A 20,342-nucleotide genomic window follows, 5' to 3' on the forward strand; every position below is an offset into this window, starting at 1 on the left:
AATGATAGATAAAACTAGACCAGTATTAACAATTGTAGTTCCATGCTATAACGAAGAGGAAGTTTTACCAGAGACAATAAAACAGCTATCTCAGTTGTTACAAGATTTAATTGAAGATAAACTCGTATCCTATAAAAGCAGCCTTCTTTTTGTAGATGACGGCAGCCGGGACAGAACTTGGGAGATTATCGAAACTGAAAATCAAAAAAATAGTTATGTTAAAGGATTGAATCTTGCAAGAAATGCTGGTCATCAGAATGCATTGCTTGCGGGTTTAATGGCTGCAAAGGAACAATCCGACTGTACAGTATCGATCGATGCTGACCTGCAGGATGACATCTCTGTTATACGGACATTTGTAGAGAAATACTGGCAAGGAAACGATATTGTGTATGGAGTACGTGATAAAAGAGATACAGATACATTTTTTAAAAGGAATACGGCTTTGGGATATTACAGGTTTATGAAAAAATTAGGAATTAACCTTGTGCCAAATCATGCCGATTTCCGCCTGATGAGCAAGAGGGCGCTTGAAGAATTGGAGAAATACCAGGAAAAAAATTTATTTTTAAGGGGTATTATTCCACTAATTGGATTTTCTTCTGCTGAAGTTTATTATGACCGCAAGGAGAGATTGGCCGGGGAATCGAAATATCCCTTAAAGAAGATGCTTGCCTTTGCGCTTGATGGAATTACATCCTTTAGTGTTGCTCCTATACGCATCGTTACTCTGATTGGCTTTGGTGTATTCCTATTTAGTATTATGGCAGGATGCTATGCTATCATTGAAAAAATATTAGGACATACAGAATCCGGATGGACATCCCTAATCATATCCATCTGGCTCATTGGAGGTTTACAATTAATAGGTATTGGCGTAATTGGGGAATACATCGGTAAAATTTTTAGTGAAGTAAAAGGCAGGCCGAAATACGCCATACAAACGGATTTATATTCCAAAAAGGAAAAAAAACCTGCTCATGTAGGAAAACCAGAACTTCTGGTTGCAAGGAATAAGTAAACCAAAAACCCGCCGTAAAAAGCCGGTTTATTTTGGCTTAATCAGAATTTATATCCATAAATTCTGAAAGCATAAGCAAAACTTAGGAATCCGCCAAAAAGAACTTGGCGGATTCCTAGTTTTTCTAATGTTAATTAAATTAATTCAGCTTCGTTTTCCGAAAAAGACTCTTGTTCCTGGTCCGCGGGCTCTTCATGGCACCATGCATTACAAACAAATTTGGAATTTGCGGTTAGCCAGTATTGGGCTTCCTGTTTTTCAAAGAGGCTTCTATGCTGGAGAAACAAACGCTTGGCAAAGGGGAGCTTAACTTCATTTATCGATTCGTTGATTAACTGAATGATCTTCTTTTCAGTGTTTGTAAGGGTATTATTAATGCCTATACCTGTTTCTTTTTCCTGTTGAATAATCTTAACAAATTGTTTCGCATTATCATTTAGCATTTGATAGTTTTTCGTCTCGATTATTCGTTCCCATTCCCTTAGGATCAATTGGCGAAGTTCGGGAAATTTTCGCTGTACGGACATGCGATTAGCAAGAAGAATCATACTTTCAATTTTCAAAATTAACACTCCAGGCACATGGGATATAGGTTCATATTACTATGTTATACAGTATAAAGGACCTAGTCAAATAAATTTTTAAAAGATTCTTAAATTAAGGAAATAGGGATAAGAGATTTTATTTATTTTAAAAAAAGTTTACAATGAGGTTGATTTAACAAATTAATATAAAAATGGAAGAAGTGAGTTATTTGAAAAAGATATTTCTTGGACTAGCTCTTGTCGCCGGAATGCTTGCAGGATGTGCCGGAGGTAACGAACAGGAAAAAAACGGAAATACCAAACCTTTAGAGCCAATTGAAGTTACTGTTATTACACCGGATAAAATAAGTCCAAATGAAGAGGTTCAAATAAAGGCTGAAGTTACCCAAGGAAAGGATAAGGTAGATGACGCCAAAGAAGTTAAGTTTGAAATTTGGAAAAATGGTACTGAAAACCATACCATGACTTCAGGAAAAAATGAGGGTAAAGGTGTCTATTCTGCGGCTTATACCTTTAAAGAAAGTGGAACTTATTCCATCACCTCTCATGTTACAGCGCGTGATATGCACTCCATGCCTACCAAGCAGGTTACAGTGGGAATGACGAGTGGCGAAGAAGCAGAGCACCATGATGACCATGACCATCATTCGGACACCGACATTTCTATTGCACTTGAGGGAAACAAGGTATTCCCTTTAAATAAGGAAGTAACTATGACCGCCTTAATTAAGCAAAAGGATGTACCATTAACAGGTGCAAATATTACATTTGAAGTTTGGCGCGGAGAAGAACAGAAGCATGAATGGATCGATGCCAAAGAGGACGGAAATGGTAAATACAGCATTAACAAGACTTTTTCCAATACAGGAATGTTCCATGTGCAAGTCCATGTAAAAAAGGGAGAACTGCACGAGCATAATGTTATTATGTTTGATGTGAAATAAAGAAATAACAAAAGGCTGCCAGGATAGGCAGCCTTTGTTGTTTTATAGAGAGAATTTTTTGAGAAGCTGTTCCAGATGTTCAGCTGTACTGGCTAAAACTTCAGCATTTGCTGTTACTTCCTCAAGAGAAGCTAACTGTTCTTCCCTGGACGCCGAGACTTTTTGAGTGGCAGCAGCTGTTTCCTCAGCAACGTTTTTGATGGAATCAACCGAGGTTAAAATCTGAACTGCATTCTCGGCCATTTCTCCTACAGAACTATTTACTTCTGTAATTTGCGCTTCAACAGCATGTACAACATCCTGAATTTTTGAAAATGCATCTCCAGCGGAGCGAACTACATTAATTCCATCAGTGATTTGTTTTACTAAAGAAAGCTTAAGTTTCTTTAGTTTTCTTCATTAAAATTAAAAGGGCCGCAAAAATGTCTACAGCCTTTAGATTTTTATTAGCCCCTGCCTGCCTGAAAGCCTGGGTATTTGGTCATTCCGCCATCTGCAAAAAGGGTAATTCCGGTAACATAACTGGCTTCATCTGATGCCAGCCAGGCAGCAGCAGCTGCTATTTGTTCCGGCTTGCCGATGTAACCCATCGGAATAAGTTCTTCTACGCCTGCCTTGAGTTTAGGATCTGCAAATTTTTCCGCGTTAATCGGTGTATCAATTGCCCCTGGGCCAATACTATTTACTCTTATACCTTTTGGAGCAAATTCAAGAGCCAGGGTTTCAGACATAAGTTTGATTCCACCTTTACTGGCAGCATAATGCACAAAATGTGGCCATGGGATCATTTCATGAACACTCGACATATTAATGACAGATCCTTTAATATCATTTGCAATCATATAATCAATTGCTTCTCTGCATCCCAGAAAAGCTCCGGTTAAATTGGTTGCAATGACTTTATTCCAATCATCTAAGGTTAAATCTTCGGAAGGAACTTCGTTTTCCATTCCAGCATTATTAATCATGACATCTAATCGTCCAAACTTTGAAACAGCTTCCTGGACTAGTTTTTTTACATCTTGTTCCTTTGTTACATCACCTTGGACTGCTATTGCATCTCCTCCAAGTTCGTTGATCTGTTGAATGATTCCTTCAACTGCAGGATCATCCTTTTTAAAATAATTGATGACAATTTTAGATTTTTCTTTTCCGAACCGAATAGCCATTGCTTTTCCAAGTCCAGTTGAGGCTCCGGTTATGATAACCACTTTATCTTTTAGTTCAGGGTACATATAAAAACAACCTCCTTATTTTTTCGTGAATCCAAGTAAAACGCCACCTAAAATAACGAGAATGCAGCCGATGATGACAAAGATGATTTGTCTTTTGGATTTCTTTTCATGAAGTAAAAAGATACCGCCAAGAGTAGAAATAATAATCCCTGTCTGGGAAAGTGAAAAGCTTGTTGCTACTCCAATCCTGGGAAGCGAAAGCAGGAGTCCCAAATTTCCTGCTCCCCATATTAATCCCGTAATAATATTGCGAACCGCATACTTATTAAAAGGTTTGTGGCGGTAGGTTAATACAAAGGCTCCAACCATCATTCCTGTTGCCTGAGGAAGGAGAACAGCCCACCCGTTAAAATTAAACCAACGGATTATTAAGACATATGCAAGGAAACCGGCTGTGGAAATGAGGAGTACCACGATTCCCTTTTTCGTATTGCCTTTATTTTCTTTAGCATTATCCTTATCCCTTATCGCAGTAAAGATAACTCCAGTAATGATCAGAAGAATGGCGATAATCCCTAAAATAATAACAGTCTTAGTTGTCCATTCTTTAAATACTAAAACTCCAAAGAGAGTTGTAGCGACAAGCTGCATTCCTGTTGAAAGCGGAACCGTTTTGGAAACACCCAGATACTTTACAGCCCCAAGCTGGTTCCGTTGTCCTACAGCCCAGAAAATTCCTGAAAGAAAACCAACTATCATGATTGATGCTGATAGATGAGGATGGACAAAAAGATACAAAACAACAGAAAAAATAAGGGCCCCAATCGTAATTCCGAATGTTTGACTGTATGCATCGCCACCCAGCTTAACACTTACCAAAACAATACTTCCCCAGCAAACAGCGGGTATTAGGGCTAATAAAATACCAGTCAATATACTAACCTTCTTTCAAATGGCTTTAAATTATTGTTTCCTGGGCAGCGATTCTTTACTCGAAAAATCTTAATAGAGCAGGATAGATCCTTCTACATTAAGAAACGCAGGTGAATCGTTATATCAATATAACTCTAAGTTTGTAAACGTTTTCTTTGGTCGTGGATGTGTGTTTTTCAAATAAATAAAAACGCTTATTTTATTGGCTTTAATTTGATTTATAAGTTTATATAACATTTCATTGTTTGTTCAATATTTCACAATCAATTATTCCTTAACCGTGATATGATGAAACCATAAAGGAACAAGGAGTGATTTAAATGATGCTTTGTGAATGGAAAACCTTTAGCACTGACTCTGAGATATTTACACTTGATACCTTTGAAGATGTAATTGGTGATGAATTTGAGGCGATGATGTTTAAAGAAAGTGAAGAAATTCCAGCCTACATCTGGACCGTAAATTTTGTGGTTATTGTAAAGAGATGCTCAAAAGTGTTTACCGATATTTATTTTGAAAAAATACCTCGTAATCCAGTCTGCGAATAGTATAGTTGATGAAAAAGAAAAATGAACTTTTTTTCTAAATTATCATGTGAAAGCATTCACAAATAATTTTTATGGAGGGTTTATAATAGCTGCCCCAATAACAACAATAAGAAAAGAAAATGTTTCTGAGATGGTTGATAGGTTAGTAGATAATGGTCTAAAAGTATTGAGTGAATTCCGTGAGTTTGATCAGGAAATGATTGATGAAATTGTTCAGCAGATGGCATTAGCAGGACTTGATCAGCATATGCCTTTGGCTAAGCTGGCCGTTGAGGAAACCAAGCGGGGCGTATATGAGGATAAGATTATCAAAAATATGTTCGCAACAGAATATGTATACCATAATATCAAATACAATAAGACAGTTGGCATAATCAATGAAAATGAACACGAAGGGATACTTGAAATTGCAGAGCCTGTAGGGGTTGTAGCAGGAGTGACTCCTGTAACAAATCCAACATCCACCACAATGTTCAAGGCACTCATAGCCATAAAAACCAGAAACCCGATTATTTTTGCTTTCCACCCCTCTGCCCAGAAATGCAGCAGCGAAGCAGCAAGAGTTCTGAGAGACGCAGCGGTTAAAGCCGGAGCGCCCAAAAATTGTATCCAATGGATTGAAAAGCCTTCCCTTGAAGCAACACAGGCCCTAATGAACCATTCAAGGATATCGCTTATCTTGGCTACTGGGGGAGCTGGAATGGTTAAATCAGCATACAGTTCTGGAAAGCCAGCCCTCGGGGTAGGTCCCGGAAATGTTCCTTGTTATATCGAAAAATCGGCTAACCTTCAGGAGGCGGTAAACGATTTAATCCTTTCTAGTACGTTTGATAACGGAATGATTTGTGCTTCCGAACAGGCTGTTATCATAGATAAGGAGATTTATACAGAGGTAAAAAAAGAAATGAGCAGCAATAGCTGCTATTTCTTAAAGGAAGAAGAAAAGCAGCTTGTTGAAAGGCTTGTTATTGATGAGCAATCATGTGCAGTTAATGCAGAGATTGTTGGTATGCCAGCTTGGAAAATTGCAGAGATGGCAGGTGTAACAGTACCTGAATCCACTAAAATTTTGGTAGCTGAATTAAAAGGTGTTGGACCTCAATATCCTCTTTCCAGGGAAAAGCTTAGCCCTGTTCTCGCCTGTTATAAGGTTAACGGACTTGAAGAAGGACTAAAGAGAGCGGAAGAAATGCTGGAGTTTGGCGGTTTGGGCCATTCAGCTGTAATCCATACAAAAGATGATAAAGCAATAGAGGCATTCGGTCTCAGAATGAAAGCAGGACGAATTATAGTCAACGCTCCGTCATCCCAGGGAGCAATCGGAGATATTTATAATGCCTATATGCCTTCTTTGACACTTGGCTGTGGTACGTATGGAGGGAACTCTGTTTCAACAAACGTAGGTGCTATCCACTTGATTAACGTAAAAAAAGTAGCAAAAAGGAATGTTAACATGCAGTGGTTTAAAGTTCCTTCCAAGATTTATTTTGAGAAAAATTCCACTCAATATCTCGCGAAGATGCCAAATATCTCTAAAGCCTTTATTGTAACAGACCCTGGCATGGTGAAATTGGGTTATGTTGATCGTATTCTTTACTATTTGCGCAAACGCCCGGACTATGTGCATTGTGAAGTTTTCTCTGACGTAGAACCTGATCCATCTATAGAAACGGTTCGTAAGGGTGCCGAGATGATGGACAAATTCCAGCCAGATGTCATTATTGCTCTTGGCGGCGGATCTGCAATAGATGCTGCTAAAGGAATGTGGCTATTTTACGAGTATCCGGATTCTGAATTCTTCGGTTTGAAGCAGAAGTTTTTGGATATTAGAAAACGAATTGTGAAGTATCCGCACTTGGGAGAAAAGGCTCAGTTCGTTGCTATACCGACAACTTCTGGCACTGGTTCAGAAGTCACGTCATTCTCAGTTATTACCGATAAGGAAGCAAACATAAAATATCCTCTGGCAGATTATGAACTAACACCGGATGTAGCAATTATCGATCCACAGTTTGTTATGACAGTTCCTAAACATATCACCGCTGATACAGGTATGGATGTACTAACTCACGCAATTGAGGCCTACGTGTCCTGTATGGCCAATGATTTTACAGATGGGCTGGCAATGAAAGCTATCCAACTAGTGTTTGAATATCTGCCATGAGCTTATAAAAATGGTAATGATGAATTGGCACGCGAAAAGCTTCATAATGCATCAACTATTGCGGGAATGGCGTTTGCAAATGCTTTCCTTGGAATTAACCACAGCCTTGCACATAAGCTTGGGTCGGAATTCCATATCGCGCACGGACGTGCAAATTCTATTCTTTTGCCGCATGTCATCCGTTATAATGCTTCTAAACCAAAGAAGTTTACCGCATTCCCAAAATACAATCATTTTGTTGCGGATAAGCGTTATGCTGAAATTGCAAAAGTACTGGGCCTTCCGGCAGCAACAGCTGAAGAAGGAGTAGAGAGCCTAGTTCAAGCCATTATAAAGTTAGCCAAAGAACTTGATATTCCTATGAGCATTGAATCAAATGGAGTTGAAAATTCATTATTTGAAAGCAGAGTCGAATTCTTGGCTGAACGTGCCTTTGAAGACCAATGCACAACGGCTAATCCGAAATTGCCTCTTGTAACAGAACTTGCTGAGATCTACCGCCTTGCTTACAAGGGGTTATAAGACTTATTACCCGAAACCAGTCCTGCTAAAAAGGACTGGTTTTTTTTTAGGCTTTGTTAATCTTGCATGTTGATTTCCGATCCCGGCGCTCGCTTTCCGCGGGCGGTCCGGGAGCCTCCTCGGCGCTATGCACCTGCGGGGTCTCCCTTGGACTGCTATTCCCGCAGGACATTGAATAGCTCCCTTGAAATCGCCCACGCACGAAGGAAATGCGATAGCGTTTCCGAGGAGTCTCGCGCCTTTTGCTTCAATCAAATTAAGGAAAGATCAACAATGGGCTTTAACCGATAGCATGGCAAAAAAATTGTACATAAATGAATGAAATAACAGTTATCCGCAGTTATTTCAGGATAGAGACTTTTTTAATAGGAATAAACTACTAGGTAAAGGTACTATAAAGTAAATAGTATTGAACACTTATCTTAATATCGTTAGAATATGATTTACAGAGATAAAAGAGATGCGTGGTGATTTTTTTTTGAAAATGGATGATACTGACAGAAAAATACTTAACCTTCTCACTGAAAATGGGAGAATTTCCTTTGCCGATATTGGGAAAGAACTAAATTTATCTCGTGTAGCTGTTCGTGAGAGAGTAAATCGAATGGAAGAAAGCGGGATAATAGAAAAGTTTAGTGTGGTTATTAATTCAGAGGCAGTGGGTAAAAATGTTTCGGCTTTTTTTGAAGTGGACTGTGAGCCCCAATACCTTGTCTCAGTTGCTGAGAGTCTGGCAAACAACCCAAATGTTGCAAGCTGTTATCAAATGACGGGGCCTAGTACTCTCCATATGCATGTTCTGGTGGAGGATTTTGCTTCGCTTGAAAAATTTATTAATAATGAGTTATATGCAGTTGAAGGCATCGATCGGGTCGAAAGCCAAATCATGCTGAGAAGATTCAAAAGCCGGACAGGACTAAAGCTATAAATAAACGATTCTAAATCCCTGGGAGACTATATTCTTTAAGGGGATTTTTTTTTTGTAGTTAAGCAACCTACCAATTTAGATTAAATTATATATAAAATATCTAGACAATTATCAGAATTTAAATTAAAATCAAAAATAATTTAATAATTATTACGTTTGTTAATGTCAATGTAAATTAAGCTTAACAAACGTAAGTTATAACGATGTGGTTCCAACAGTTGGAAAGGAGTGGGAGTTAAGGGGATTGTCCTATTAATATATTTTAAAAGTAATTACTTGTTGAAAAGGGAAATAAAGATAGAATCTGTCAGCAGGGTAATTTGCCAAGTCCGGCTGATCCACCGGCCGGCTGTCCTTTCCACACCCGCTGTCCTATTGCATCTGAACGCGTTACATTAGAAAAAGCAGGAGTGGAGGCAAAATAAACATGACACTTTATTGCCTGCCATATAATTTTTTAATAAAAAAGAAAATTTGCAATATGGACTTCTATGCAGAAGGACATTTGACCGCTAAAATAAATATTATACGGAAGTCGAAGGTTCTGGGGAAGAAATACCGTGAATCTTCTATTATATGTATCCTGGTTAAAAAGAAAAATAGAATTGAGACGAGGAGACGACTATGCCAAATTTTGATGCACTAACTTATCCGTATGCTTCTCAGCGTATGATGTCTATTGCAAGAAAAGGAATGGTAGCAACATCACAGCCACTTGCTGCCCAGGCAGGGCTGGATATTTTAAAAAAGGGCGGAAATGCCATTGACGCAGCTATTGCAACTGCTGCTTGTCTAACAGTAGTAGAGCCAACTTCTAATGGTATAGGCGGCGATGCATTTGCTTTAGTTTGGACAAAAGGTGAATTACATGGATTAAATGCAAGCGGGCCTGCTCCACAGGGACTTAACATTGAAGCGGTTAAAGAACTTGGACATGAATCCATGCCTACTTTTGGGTGGCTTCCAGTTACCGTGCCAGGTGCACCAAGCGCATGGGCTGCTCTGTCTGAACGGTTTGGTAAGCTGCCACTTAGAGAAGTTCTTGAACCTGCTATTCAGTATGCTGAAAATGGTTACCCTATTTCTCCGATACTGGGCAAGTATTGGAAAAGAGCTGCGCAAATCTTTAAGACTCGTCTTAAAGGGGAAGAATTTGAGAATTGGTTTAAAACATTTACAAAAGAAGGAAAAGCTCCGGAAATCGGGGAGATGTGGAGTTCTCCTGAACATGCGGCTACTCTTCGAGAAATCGGGGAAACTGGTGCAGAATCCTTTTACCGCGGAAGCCTTGCTAATAAAATAGATGAGTTCTCACGCCAGCATGGAGGATTTTTACGCAAAGAAGATCTGGCTGCTTTCCGTCCAGAGTGGGTAAAACCTATCCGTGTGAATTACCGTGGATACGATGTATGGGAAATTCCGCCGAATGGTCAGGGACTTGTTGCCCTAATGGCATTAAATACCCTTAAGAACTTCGATTTTGCTGAGAAGGATTCCGCAGATACATATCATAAACAAATCGAAGCGATGAAACTTGCCTTTGCTGATGGAAAGAAGTACATTACACAAAGAGACAAAATGGCTGTAGATACCGAACAGCTTCTTAACAGTGAATATGGAAAACTCCGCGGCAATCTGATTGGTGAAGAAGCACTTATTCCGGAACCGGGAACTCCGCCATCAGGAGGTACCGTTTATCTCGCTACTGCAGACGGAGAAGGAAATATGGTTTCCTTTATTCAATCAAACTATATGGGATTTGGTTCTGGTATTGTCGTTCCTGGTACAGGAATCGGGCTGCAAAATCGTGGCCATGATTTCTCCCTTAATCCAGAGGATGCAAACAGACTTGAACCAGGCAAAAAGACATATCATACCATCATACCGGGCTTCCTGACTAAAGGCGACCAGCCTGTGGGGCCATTTGGAGTAATGGGCGGATATATGCAGCCGCAGGGCCATGTACAGGTTGTGATGAACACAGTAGATTTCCATTTGAATCCTCAATCAGCTCTTGATGCGCCAAGATGGCAATGGGTGGCAGGGAAAACAGTTGAAGTAGAAAGATCACTTCCAGCTCATATTGCAGAGGCGCTTGCCAGAAGAGGACATGACATCAAGGTTACAGTGGATTCTGGAGGCTTCGGACGTGGTCAAATCATCTGGCGCGACCCGGAAACAGGAGTCCTTTACGGAGGAACAGAACCAAGAACAGACGGATCGATAGCATCCTGGTAAGAAGAAAATGACGTCAATAAAAGGATCTGATAGAAATGAAACAATGGCATCTTTTTCTGGCATTTTTTAGGCCGGGCATACTTGGGTATGGGGGAGGACCTTCCTCTATACCGCTTGTCCATAAGGAAGTTGTGGGAAAATACAAATGGATGAGCGATGAGGAGTTTGGAGATGTACTGGCATTAGCAAATATGCTTCCAGGACCGATTGCCACAAAACTTGCCGGATATATAGGATACCGTATTGGCGGACCAATAGGGTTAATAAATGCCGTACTGGCATCGGTTTTACCAACAATATTGTTAATGATTTTATTCATGACAACACTAACATCTTCAAAGGAACAGCCTTGGGTTCTGGGGATGACCAAAGCGGTAGTCCCAGTTGTAGGAGTAATGCTGGCAGTGTTAACCTGGCAGTTTTATCAAAACGGACGGAAAGCTATGGGATGGAAAGGAAACCTTCTTCTCGTGGCGGTAAGTCTGATTGTCATGAAATTTCTAAATATTCATCCAGGGATTTTGATTGCTGCCTTGCTGATTCTTGCAGTGGCAGGACCTGAAAAAAAAAAGCAAAAGGTTCAGATTAAAGAAGCTGCTGGATCGAAAGGGAAGGCGGTATAGTAATGCTTTATTGGAAAATATTTCTCGCTTTTTTCATTCCGGGGATCCTTGGGTACGGTGGCGGTCCATCTTCCATTCCTCTTATTGAAAATGAGGTTGTGGACCGTTATGGCTGGCTTTCGACCAAAGGGTTTAGTGAGGTTTTAGCTCTTGCTAACTCGCTCCCAGGACCGATTGCTACAAAGATGGCTGGCTATATCGGTTATCAGGAGGGTGGAATTCTGGGAGCAATTGTTGGTGTGTTTGCTTCAGTTGCCCCTTCCCTTATTTTAATGATTGCCCTTTTGAGTCTGTTGTACAAATATAAGGATTCTCCGAGGGTTAAAAAGATGACTACCTACGTAAGACCCGCAATAGCAGTTATGCTGGGAGTCATTGCCTATCAATTTTTAAGGGATTCCTCATTGGATATTGGTTTATGGCAGACATTATTTTTAGCAGCCGCCAGCTATATTCTGATGGAGAAAATAAAAGTACATCCTGCGCTCGTTATCCTGGTCGCCTTGGGCTATGGTGCAGTTTTTCTAAGATAAAAATGATTAACCGGTCTCAAAAGTGGGACCGTTTTTTTTATGCGGAGAATCTTGTAATCTCCCCTCTTGGGAATTAATTAATGGAAACCGGCTCTAAAAGTTCTCAATAAGCATCTTGAGAAAAAACGGATATAGGAGCGGGGCGGTCAAAGCTTCTCAATAATCTCCTGGAAAAGGAGACAAAGGACTTCTCAGTTCATGTTGGGTGCTTCCTAGAATGAGATGCAGAATGCTTATTTTAAAAAGCAATGTTTAATTCATTGGCAGACAGTATGAACTTTGCCTTTTCGGGAACCATAAAGTATTCCTAGGTATTAATAGGGTCTATGATCATATATCTTACTTATGAACTTTCTAAGGCATTGAGTCGGAAGAAAATTAATAAGATTTCCATGATGGTCACATTAAAGGCGGGGAATGATTACATAAAAAACGAGCATCCCTCTGGGATGCTCGTTTTTTATATTAATTGATTTATATTCTTTTAGCGCCGACGAAACGTGGCTTCCAGTAAGAGTTGCTTGTAGATGCAATTGATACACCTTTTGAAGTAGCAGCCTGGATCATTTTACCGCCGCCAATATAGATAGATACATGAGTTGGTCTTGAAGCTTTGTTTGGAGCAAAGAACATTAGGTCACCGAATGCTAGAGATCTTACTTTATAACCTTTTGTGTAATACATTTGTGAAGCTGTTCTTGGCAGAACTTTACCTGCTCTTCCGTAAGAATACTTTACAAGACCGGAGCAGTCGAAGCCTGAAGGAGTCATTCCGCCCCATCTATAATGAACACCTAAGTATGATTTAGCAACAGAAACTGCTTTTGTATGATAATAAGCTGCTTCACTTTTATGTGGCAAAACGGCAGAAGTGGCGATGGAAGTGGCAAGAATTGTGAAAGCTAAAATTTTCTTTAACATTGTTGTTTTCCCCCTACGTCATGTTGATAAACCTACTTTACTATAAAAACTTAACATTAATATAACTAGAATATTACTATTAGATTACACGACTAGTAAATTATTCTACTTATGGAATATTATAGTTGAATAATATGAAAACGCTTAAAATTTATAAATAAAAGGAAAAAGCCTCCAAATTGGAGACTTCAAAGAAAATCTAGTTAGCAGTTTAAAAAAATCCTATTGTAATTAAAACTCATCCTATTCATTTTAAGAGGCTGAGTTTTTCTCCAAAAAAGATAATAGGCTGCAATGGTGGTAATTAACTGCACTTAATTTATCAATTGTTGCTAACTGGATACTTTGCCTGTTTCGAGTGCCAAAAACTAAACTCCCAGGAAGTAACTCCCGCACCCCCTCTTAACACAATAAACACAAGGTCTTCTTCTCTCCTAAAAGAAGTTGCTTCAATATACTCGGAGAAAATAAAAGTCGAATACTGTTATGCTGGCAGGATAGCTTGCCAGAAAGAAAAACGACGCCAATTCGGATATTGAATTGTATGTGTTTCGGGATACACCTCCAACAGATAATAATCGTAGGGTCTTATCATCCTTTTGAGGAAGGGGCAGAAGATTACGAAATAAATAGTATTAAAATAAAAGTAAGCAGTTTTTTAAAGACAATAATGGAGAAATTTATCAGGCAAATCATCGAGGAAGGTAACATACATATTGAAAAGCAACGTCCATACTTCTATTCGGGCTTGGATTCCTCTTTCAGGAGAATCAGCCAATATAAAGAATTGGTTAAACTGTATCCGGATCACTTAAAGGAAGAAATGGTTTTGGAAGGTATCTTGAAACCATTGAATTAGAAAAAATCTTTTTTTCATCTCTTAATATTTGCGGAAACCGATTTTAAACAAGGTTAAAAGGTGGGATGAGTGTGGGGCAATTTGAAAAAATCAGTGAGCATATTTGGATCATGCATGCTGAACATGATACAGATCGACCGATAATTGCTGCTATTGCAGGAGAAAGGCGGACATTGATGTTGGATGGTGGGAATTCAGCATTACATGCCCAGCAGTTTAAAGAATATCTAGTGGCTCAAGGAGTCAGACTGCCAGATCTTGTTGTTCTAACACATTGGCACTGGGACCATTCTATTGGAGTGCACGCCTGGAATATTCCGATAATTTCACATTCAGAAACCGCAAAGGTTCTTACTGACTTGAAGAAAATAGAATGGACAGTTGCTGCATTAGAATTTCTTTCTAAAGATGAAATTATTAATGATGAATCTATGGGCCACATATTAAAAGAATACGGGGACCCAAGCAGTATTGAGATTGCAGTTCCTGATGTTCTTTTTCAAAATAATCTGTTGATCGAATTAGGAGGAGTAACATGTGAGGTACTTCATGTTGGAGGAGACCATGCATCAGATTCCTGCTTTGTATATGTTAACGAGGACAGTGTTCTATTTCTGGGGGATGCATTGGCCCCATCCGTTTATGGAGGTCCGCGGAAATATACCTCTTCAGGTTTTTTAAAGTTGATGTCGATAATGCATCAATTTAATGCAGAAATCTTTATAGAATCCCACGGTGTACCTACTGAAAGAAAACAGTTTTTGGAGGAGATTGGAGCATGGGAAAAACTTGCCCAGCTAGTTGAAAATTATCAAAATAATAGTGATTTCATTCTTAAGGAGCTGGCTGGAAGCTCTATATGAGTAGATTTCCAGTCAGCCTTTATAAAATCAAATAAACTTTATATCAATTTGGAGTATTTCCGATCTGCTTCCAATTCGGAAGGGAGGCCCCCAAAATCCATAACCAGAAGAGACAAAGGCATGCATTTGCTGTTTTTGCAAATAACCCCAATCCAGTTCATACATTCTTTTGGTAATTAAATGATTTGGAGCCATCTGACCGCGGTGTGTATGGCCGGACAATAATACATCCACACTATTTTCCTGAGCCTGTTTTAGCTCAAAGGGCTGATGGTCCATTGCAATAATAGGGTATGTTTCGTCTATTCCCTCCAACAGTTCTGTAAAGCTTTGTCTTCTTTTATCGGTTTTGTCCTTCCGGCCGGCTAAATAAAAGCTTTCATCAATAGTAAGGACCTCATCCATCAAGATCTTTATATTTATTCTATTCATTTCTTCAATAAATTGAGGTATCTGACCACCGTAGTATTCATGATTTCCCAATACGCCAAAGATGCCAAGTGGAGCCTTTAATTGTCCGAGAATATCACCCATATTTTTTTCAACAAACGGCCCAGGTTCATCATCAATTATATCTCCCGGCAAAAGAATTATATCAGGGGTTAACTCATTGATTTTCTCCTTCAATCTCTTCGCATGCGATACTCCGGATAATCTCCCGAAATGCATATCTGATGCCATTGCAATTCTTAATGAGGATCTTTTTCCCTTCTTTTTAGGCACGGTAATTTCGTACTTTCTAACAACCGGACTATATGCATTATATAATCCGTATAAAAGGATAATAGTTAAAAGAGCTATTACAATAAACCCGGAAAGACGAAAAGCAGAAGCAGAAAGGTCCACAGATGCCATCTTTAGGATTAGTAAAATAATATTTGCAAGCGGCAGTAGCAGAAGGCAGTACTGTATAATAGCAAACCATACATACCCGACAGTTCTGTAAGCAGAAAAGAATTTGGAAACTCTGCTTAAAATAAAGGAATAGGAAAGGATCAGTAATACAACCGTGTAAAAAATAGGATGTTTAAACCCAAATCCTACATTTAACCATTCCCAGCCATTCCAGCCAATATAGAATAGTAGTGCGTTAAACAATATAATAAAGAAGGCAGCCTGTGCCATTCTCCTGATTGAAGTCATCCAATATTCTCCTTTTAGTCTAAGTAAGAATTATAATACTCTTGTTATTTCAAAATTACCAAAATGAAGTTTTAAAGCATAGTGCTGGAAAAAGGAAAATGACAATATCATACTGATTTTAGAAATTAAATTTTTAAAAAGAAGGTTAGGCAAAAATATGACTTCTGAAACGCAAAATTCAAGGCTGCCTCAAATCTTGAAGACAGCTATCATAGCCTTAATCGGCGGTAGTGTATTTAGTTTGGTCCATCTCCCAATTCCCTGGCTGTTAGGTCCGATGTTTGCTGTATTTGCAGCCTCCAGATCTAAGAAAACAGGTAAATTATATTGGCCGGTGAGAATTCGGGATATCGCTTTAATTATTGTTGGGTATTCAATTGGTTTATCCTTCACAAGAAAAGCAGTAGCTGAAATCCTGGTCCAGCTCCCATCGATTTTTTTAATGACCGTTCTTCTAATTCTTTTCTGCTCCATAATCGCTTTTTTTATAGCCAAATGGACAGGAATTGATTTTCCAACGATTCTGACAGGGAGCATTCCGGGAGGACTTTCCCAAATGATTACCCTTGCAGAAGAAATCCCTTCTATTGATATAACAATTGTTACATTCATGCAGGTTACCCGCCTAATGATGATTGTTGTATTTGTACCTTTGATTATCTTTAATCCGTTTTTTGGTATAGACAAAAGCAGTGTTAACTCACAGCTTGTTCATGCAGGGAATTCAGAATGGAATACTCTTTTTCCTGATATCCTTTTGTTTGCTGCCGTTTCGGTTGTTTGTGCAATTGTCGGGAGAAAAATTAAGCTTCCGACAGCCTATTTGGTTGGCCCCATTCTAGGAACTACTGTTTTAATTTTAGCGGGATTTGCCGGCCCTCGCCTTCCGTCAGTGGTTATGGACCTTTCTCAATTTATGATTGGTTCCTATGTAGGTCTTCTCCTAAAGACCGAGAATTTGAATAATAAAAGGAAGTTATTCTCCTTTGCCTTGGTAAGCGGGATATGTTTGCTGCTAGGCTCCTTTGGTTTAAGCACCCTGTTAAAAACAACACATGGTTTTTCTTTTGCTACAAGCGCGCTGAGTCTTGCACCGGGCGGAATGGATCAAATGGGAATCATTGCCCATGAGGTAGATGCTGACTTGTCTATTGTGGCTGGATATCAATTATTTCGCCTGTTTTTTATCTTTTTTGTTGTTCCCCCAATGCTAAAGTGGTTTTTTAAATTAATTTTGAAAAGTAAGGCTAAGCGTTCTGTTACATAATTGAAATATAGTGTAAAATTTCATCCTAAATTCTCCTTTATAGGTTATTAAAGGAGATGAAATTTGTTTGGTTAAAAATTCCGCGTTTAAGATGAGGCCTATAGTCCCATAGGAAGAGGCAGCTAGCCTGCTAGCTGGGATATATTGGTCCATGAATAAAAGTATTACAACTGCTAGCCTAGTAGTAGAGAAACGAGCAAAACTACTAGGAGGTTATAGAATGAAAAAAATTAAAAAACTAGTAATTGCATCGGCTTTATTAATTTCAATGTCACCATTCTTTTTTGGAAAGCAATCCGAAGCAGCCACTAGAACTCATAATGTGGGCAAGGGTGAGACATATTGGAAAATTGCTATTAAGTACGGTGTACCTGTAAATCAGATAAAGTCTATTAATAATAGAAATGGCAGCATGCTTTATCCAGGCCAAAGAATGGCAGTACCTTATTCAGCTATTTCAAATTCAGAAAAGGAACTGATTGCACGCCTTGTACATGCAGAAGCGAAAGGTGAGCCTTATGCAGGAAAGGTTGCAGTAGCAACAGTTATTTTAAACAGGGTAAAAAGCACTAAGTTCCCAAACACTGTAAAAGGTGTAGTTTATCAAAATACTAAAGGCCACTATGCATTTACACCAGTTCAAAATGGACAGATCAATAAGCCTGCCGATGCAGCATCAAGAAAGGCAGTAAATGAGGCACTTGCTTTTAGCGGTAAAGGAAACGGATCATTATATTTTTATAACCCTAGAATTTCAACAAGCAAATGGATCTTTTCACGTCATACAACAGTAAAAATTGGCAACCATAAATTTGCAAAATAATAGTATAAACAGAAAAAGGCGCAGAGGATGTTCTTCTGCGCTTTTTTCTGTTTATATCCTGCACTTTTCAGTCCTTGCGGTATCGATATATGGGGGCCTAACATATGTTCCATTTTCCAAAGCCAAATCACTTGCAAGATCAAATAATTGTTCTGTTTGCGAATACCACCTACTAAAAAGGTTTCGACTATCTTTTCGAGTGGAAATCACTTTTTGCTAGGCATAGGTAGTTAAACCGGTACGTCCCATATGCTCAAGATAGCGCAGGTAAAAAGTATCGGAAAATAGACGGGGAGCGTCCAGATTCACATCATCATTACCAAAACCTTTGTAATAGGCAAAGATTCCTTGTTAATTAATTCAGTAATAGTTGTGATATGGTCCACGGCTGTTTGAAGTGCAAACTCTAAAATACTCTTCGTTTTTTCGTCCTCAGCTTGTATGGTTGAAATGCTGAAGTATCATAAGCCTATAGTATTCGCCATATATGTATTCCATAGGACAGACAGTTCAGAGGCAGTCAACTGCGGATGATGCTTTATCTCCATAATCCTCCTACATTTAAAATGTATTTTCGACTTTTAAACCGGTTTTTATGTGTATACAAAATTAAACGGTGAAGAATCTCAAAGGGAAAATATGCTAAAAGCACCATGTTAGTTAACAGGAAAAAGGGTAAGATTAGTATGTTTGAATATTCTTAAAAGGGAGTGATTGATCTGAAGAAAAAACTGTTAGCGCTTACACTAACCTCATCTTTGTTACTACCATACTATTTAGGAACGGGAATGCAGAATCATACAAAAGCTGCTGAGGCTGCAGCAGTAATACCAGGGGCACACGATGTAAAAGTAACCTATTATAATGGTGAAAACAGCAACTGGCTTACCACTAAAAACCCGCAGCAATATCAGCAGGCAACACTCTTCGGTAATATCGGTCTTACACCTTACAACTGGGGAGATGCAACTGCTGGGACAGGCTGGTACCAGATGAATAAGCCTGCAGGAATTACAGGAACGCAGGTTAACGGAGTTTTTAACGATGCTCAGTTTTTAATCAGGGTTCCTGATAATTGGAATGGTAAACTCGTTGTTTCCGGAATTCCAGCTACCCGTAATGAAACTTCTACGGACCTTTTATTCAGTGACTTTGTCCTTGCTAAAGGCTATGCGTTTGCTGCTATCGATAAAGGAACACAGGGTGACGCAAGCGAAGCACCTGGGGATCCTTTTGCAAAAGTCAAAGATGCTTTAGTTCATGAAGATGACAGTGTAGCTGAATGGAATATGCGCTTCCGCCAGGTAACTAAAGCAGCACAAAACTATCTGGTTGAAAATTATGCTGATAAGCTAATTAAATCATCCGATTCTGCTAATCCCGCTAGGGATTTAGTTAAGAAAAATCATCAAGTTCCTACATACGCTATGGGTATTTCAAATGGTGGATATGTGGTTCGTTTTGCATTGGAACACGATGGAAAGAAAAAGACAGGGGAGCCACGTCTTTTTGATGGAGGCGTGGATTGGGAAGGTGTTTTATGGACAGAAAAAACTCCAAACCTGATTAGTTCTTTGACTCCAGTTGTCAATAATGCAGAACAGGCAATTTACGGAAGCGGTAAGGAGAAGGAAAAGGCAGTTAAAGAGATGTATAAGGCTGGACTGCCAAAAGGGTCCGAGAAGCTTTGGCCTTACCATGATCAGGTTTATTGGTTTATTTCTTTGAATATATATCGTGATCATTTTGACCCTAACGCACCAGGCAGGATTCAATGGCCTAACTATCTTAACTTCGTAAATGGTGTAAGAGACCGCCAATATGATAATATTTTTGAGGATTATAAATATGTTACACGACCAAAGAGCGTTAAGGACAAAATCAAAGAAATATCCAATACTGGCAATATTGACGTTCCTTTAATCAGCTTGACTGGTTCTCTGGATTCCCTGATCTTCCCGAGTATTCATGCTGATGGCTACGATAAGCTTGTAAAAGAAGCAGGAAAAGGTGACCTTCACCGCCTTTACACAATTAATAATGGTAACCACGTTGATAGCCTTGTTTGGAGCAAAGGATCTGATGCTGATCAAACACTTCAGCCGCTGCTGCCTTATGCCCATCAGGCATTTGATTTAATGGTTGATTGGGTAGAGAATAAGAAACAGGCGCCTCAAAGTAAGTTTGTGCCATCTCCTAAGGATACTGTCAAAGTAATAGATTTAAAAACCGGTCAGGAAACTGATCCTGAATAAAAGATCAGTAAGAACTTCGGGCTTCTAGACCCGGGGT

Annotated in this window: 19 protein-coding genes and 2 pseudogenes; 14 read left to right on the plus strand and 7 right to left on the minus strand. The window is 39.2% G+C overall.

Annotated elements, in window-relative coordinates:
* Position 1: 1 nt before the first annotated feature.
* Complete coding sequence (locus G8761_RS18800) at positions 2-1,021, plus strand: glycosyltransferase family 2 protein (protein WP_166029491.1); 1,020 nt, start codon at positions 2-4, stop codon at positions 1,019-1,021.
* Positions 1,022-1,155: 134 nt separating this feature from the next.
* Here G8761_RS18800 and G8761_RS18805 read toward each other — a convergent pair whose 3' ends face one another.
* Positions 1,156-1,584 carry a hypothetical protein gene (locus G8761_RS18805; protein WP_166029493.1) on the minus strand — a complete coding sequence of 143 codons (429 nt, stop codon included), beginning with the start codon at positions 1,582-1,584 and terminating at the stop codon, positions 1,156-1,158.
* Positions 1,585-1,775: 191 nt separating this feature from the next.
* Here G8761_RS18805 and G8761_RS18810 point away from each other — a divergent pair, with 191 nt between their 5' ends.
* Positions 1,776-2,510 (plus strand): FixH family protein, encoded by a 735-nt coding sequence (locus tag G8761_RS18810; RefSeq protein WP_166029495.1) that lies wholly within the window; start codon positions 1,776-1,778, stop codon positions 2,508-2,510.
* 42 nt (positions 2,511-2,552) lie between these two features.
* On the opposite strand, the gene G8761_RS18815 is transcribed toward G8761_RS18810, so the two are convergent.
* The 3 genes from G8761_RS18815 to G8761_RS18825 all read right to left on the minus strand — a co-directional run bounded on the left by G8761_RS18815 (position 2,553) and on the right by G8761_RS18825 (position 4,618).
* Positions 2,553-2,753 (minus strand): hypothetical protein, encoded by a 201-nt coding sequence (locus G8761_RS18815; protein ID WP_166029497.1) that lies wholly within the window; start codon positions 2,751-2,753, stop codon positions 2,553-2,555.
* Positions 2,754-2,956: 203 nt separating this feature from the next.
* Positions 2,957-3,745: a glucose-1-dehydrogenase gene (locus tag G8761_RS18820; protein ID WP_166029499.1), complete on the minus strand. Its 789-nt coding sequence runs from the start codon at positions 3,743-3,745 to the stop codon at positions 2,957-2,959.
* A gap of 15 nt (positions 3,746-3,760) precedes the next feature.
* Positions 3,761-4,618, minus strand: a complete 858-nt coding sequence (locus G8761_RS18825; RefSeq protein WP_166029501.1) for a GRP family sugar transporter — start codon at positions 4,616-4,618, stop codon at positions 3,761-3,763.
* Between the two features lie 320 nt (positions 4,619-4,938).
* On the opposite strand from G8761_RS18825, the gene G8761_RS18830 reads away from it, so the two are divergent.
* From G8761_RS18830 to G8761_RS18855, 7 genes and pseudogenes are all read left to right on the plus strand, one after another.
* Entirely contained in the window at positions 4,939-5,166 is a 228-nt protein-coding gene (locus tag G8761_RS18830; RefSeq protein ID WP_166029503.1) for a hypothetical protein, read from the plus strand.
* An 85-nt stretch (positions 5,167-5,251) separates the two neighbouring features.
* Positions 5,252-7,852, plus strand: a pseudogene (gene adhE / locus G8761_RS18835) (bifunctional acetaldehyde-CoA/alcohol dehydrogenase).
* 478 nt (positions 7,853-8,330) lie between these two features.
* On the plus strand, positions 8,331-8,780 hold the full coding sequence (locus G8761_RS18840) for an Lrp/AsnC family transcriptional regulator (RefSeq protein WP_166029505.1): 450 nt from the start codon (positions 8,331-8,333) through the stop codon (positions 8,778-8,780).
* A 278-nt stretch (positions 8,781-9,058) separates the two neighbouring features.
* Positions 9,059-9,205: pseudogene (locus tag G8761_RS27355) on the plus strand (ABC transporter ATP-binding protein); the annotation flags it as partial.
* Positions 9,206-9,404: 199 nt separating this feature from the next.
* Positions 9,405-11,018, plus strand: coding sequence for a gamma-glutamyltransferase (gene ggt / locus G8761_RS18845; RefSeq protein ID WP_166029507.1), 1,614 nt, complete (start codon positions 9,405-9,407; stop codon positions 11,016-11,018).
* A 35-nt stretch (positions 11,019-11,053) separates the two neighbouring features.
* Entirely contained in the window at positions 11,054-11,641 is a 588-nt protein-coding gene (locus tag G8761_RS18850) for a chromate transporter (protein WP_166029509.1), read from the plus strand.
* Between the two features lie 2 nt (positions 11,642-11,643).
* Positions 11,644-12,174, plus strand: a complete 531-nt coding sequence (locus tag G8761_RS18855) for a chromate transporter (RefSeq protein WP_166029511.1) — start codon at positions 11,644-11,646, stop codon at positions 12,172-12,174.
* A gap of 474 nt (positions 12,175-12,648) precedes the next feature.
* Here G8761_RS18855 and G8761_RS18860 read toward each other — a convergent pair whose 3' ends face one another.
* A complete protein-coding gene (locus tag G8761_RS18860) occupies positions 12,649-13,095 on the minus strand; it encodes a C40 family peptidase (RefSeq protein WP_166029513.1) in 447 nt (148 codons plus the stop codon).
* Positions 13,096-13,597: 502 nt separating this feature from the next.
* Here G8761_RS18860 and G8761_RS18865 point away from each other — a divergent pair.
* Both G8761_RS18865 and G8761_RS18870 read left to right on the plus strand, forming a co-directional pair.
* On the plus strand, positions 13,598-13,954 hold the full coding sequence (locus tag G8761_RS18865; RefSeq protein WP_166029515.1) for a hypothetical protein: 357 nt from the start codon (positions 13,598-13,600) through the stop codon (positions 13,952-13,954).
* Between the two features lie 71 nt (positions 13,955-14,025).
* Positions 14,026-14,817, plus strand: coding sequence for an MBL fold metallo-hydrolase (locus tag G8761_RS18870; RefSeq protein ID WP_166029518.1), 792 nt, complete (start codon positions 14,026-14,028; stop codon positions 14,815-14,817).
* Positions 14,818-14,844: 27 nt separating this feature from the next.
* On the opposite strand, the gene G8761_RS18875 is transcribed toward G8761_RS18870, so the two are convergent.
* On the minus strand, positions 14,845-15,960 hold the full coding sequence (locus G8761_RS18875; RefSeq protein WP_243450084.1) for a metallophosphoesterase: 1,116 nt from the start codon (positions 15,958-15,960) through the stop codon (positions 14,845-14,847).
* Between the two features lie 157 nt (positions 15,961-16,117).
* On the opposite strand from G8761_RS18875, the gene G8761_RS18880 reads away from it, so the two are divergent.
* Together G8761_RS18880 and G8761_RS18885 are read left to right on the plus strand one after the other, a co-directional pair.
* Entirely contained in the window at positions 16,118-17,227 is a 1,110-nt protein-coding gene (locus tag G8761_RS18880; protein WP_166029520.1) for an AbrB family transcriptional regulator, read from the plus strand.
* A gap of 220 nt (positions 17,228-17,447) precedes the next feature.
* Positions 17,448-18,050, plus strand: a complete 603-nt coding sequence (locus tag G8761_RS18885; protein WP_166029522.1) for a cell wall hydrolase — start codon at positions 17,448-17,450, stop codon at positions 18,048-18,050.
* 216 nt (positions 18,051-18,266) lie between these two features.
* Here G8761_RS18885 and G8761_RS28150 read toward each other — a convergent pair whose 3' ends face one another.
* Positions 18,267-18,395 (minus strand): DUF3231 family protein, encoded by a 129-nt coding sequence (locus G8761_RS28150; RefSeq protein WP_420800271.1) that lies wholly within the window; start codon positions 18,393-18,395, stop codon positions 18,267-18,269.
* A 374-nt stretch (positions 18,396-18,769) separates the two neighbouring features.
* Here G8761_RS28150 and G8761_RS18895 point away from each other — a divergent pair, with 374 nt between their 5' ends.
* Entirely contained in the window at positions 18,770-20,305 is a 1,536-nt protein-coding gene (locus tag G8761_RS18895; RefSeq protein ID WP_166029533.1) for an alpha/beta hydrolase, read from the plus strand.
* The last annotated feature ends 37 nt before the right edge of the window (positions 20,306-20,342 follow it).

The sequence above is a fragment of the Neobacillus terrae genome, from assembly GCF_011393025.1.
GTDB classification, from domain to species: domain Bacteria; phylum Bacillota; class Bacilli; order Bacillales; family Cytobacillaceae; genus Neobacillus_A; species Neobacillus_A terrae.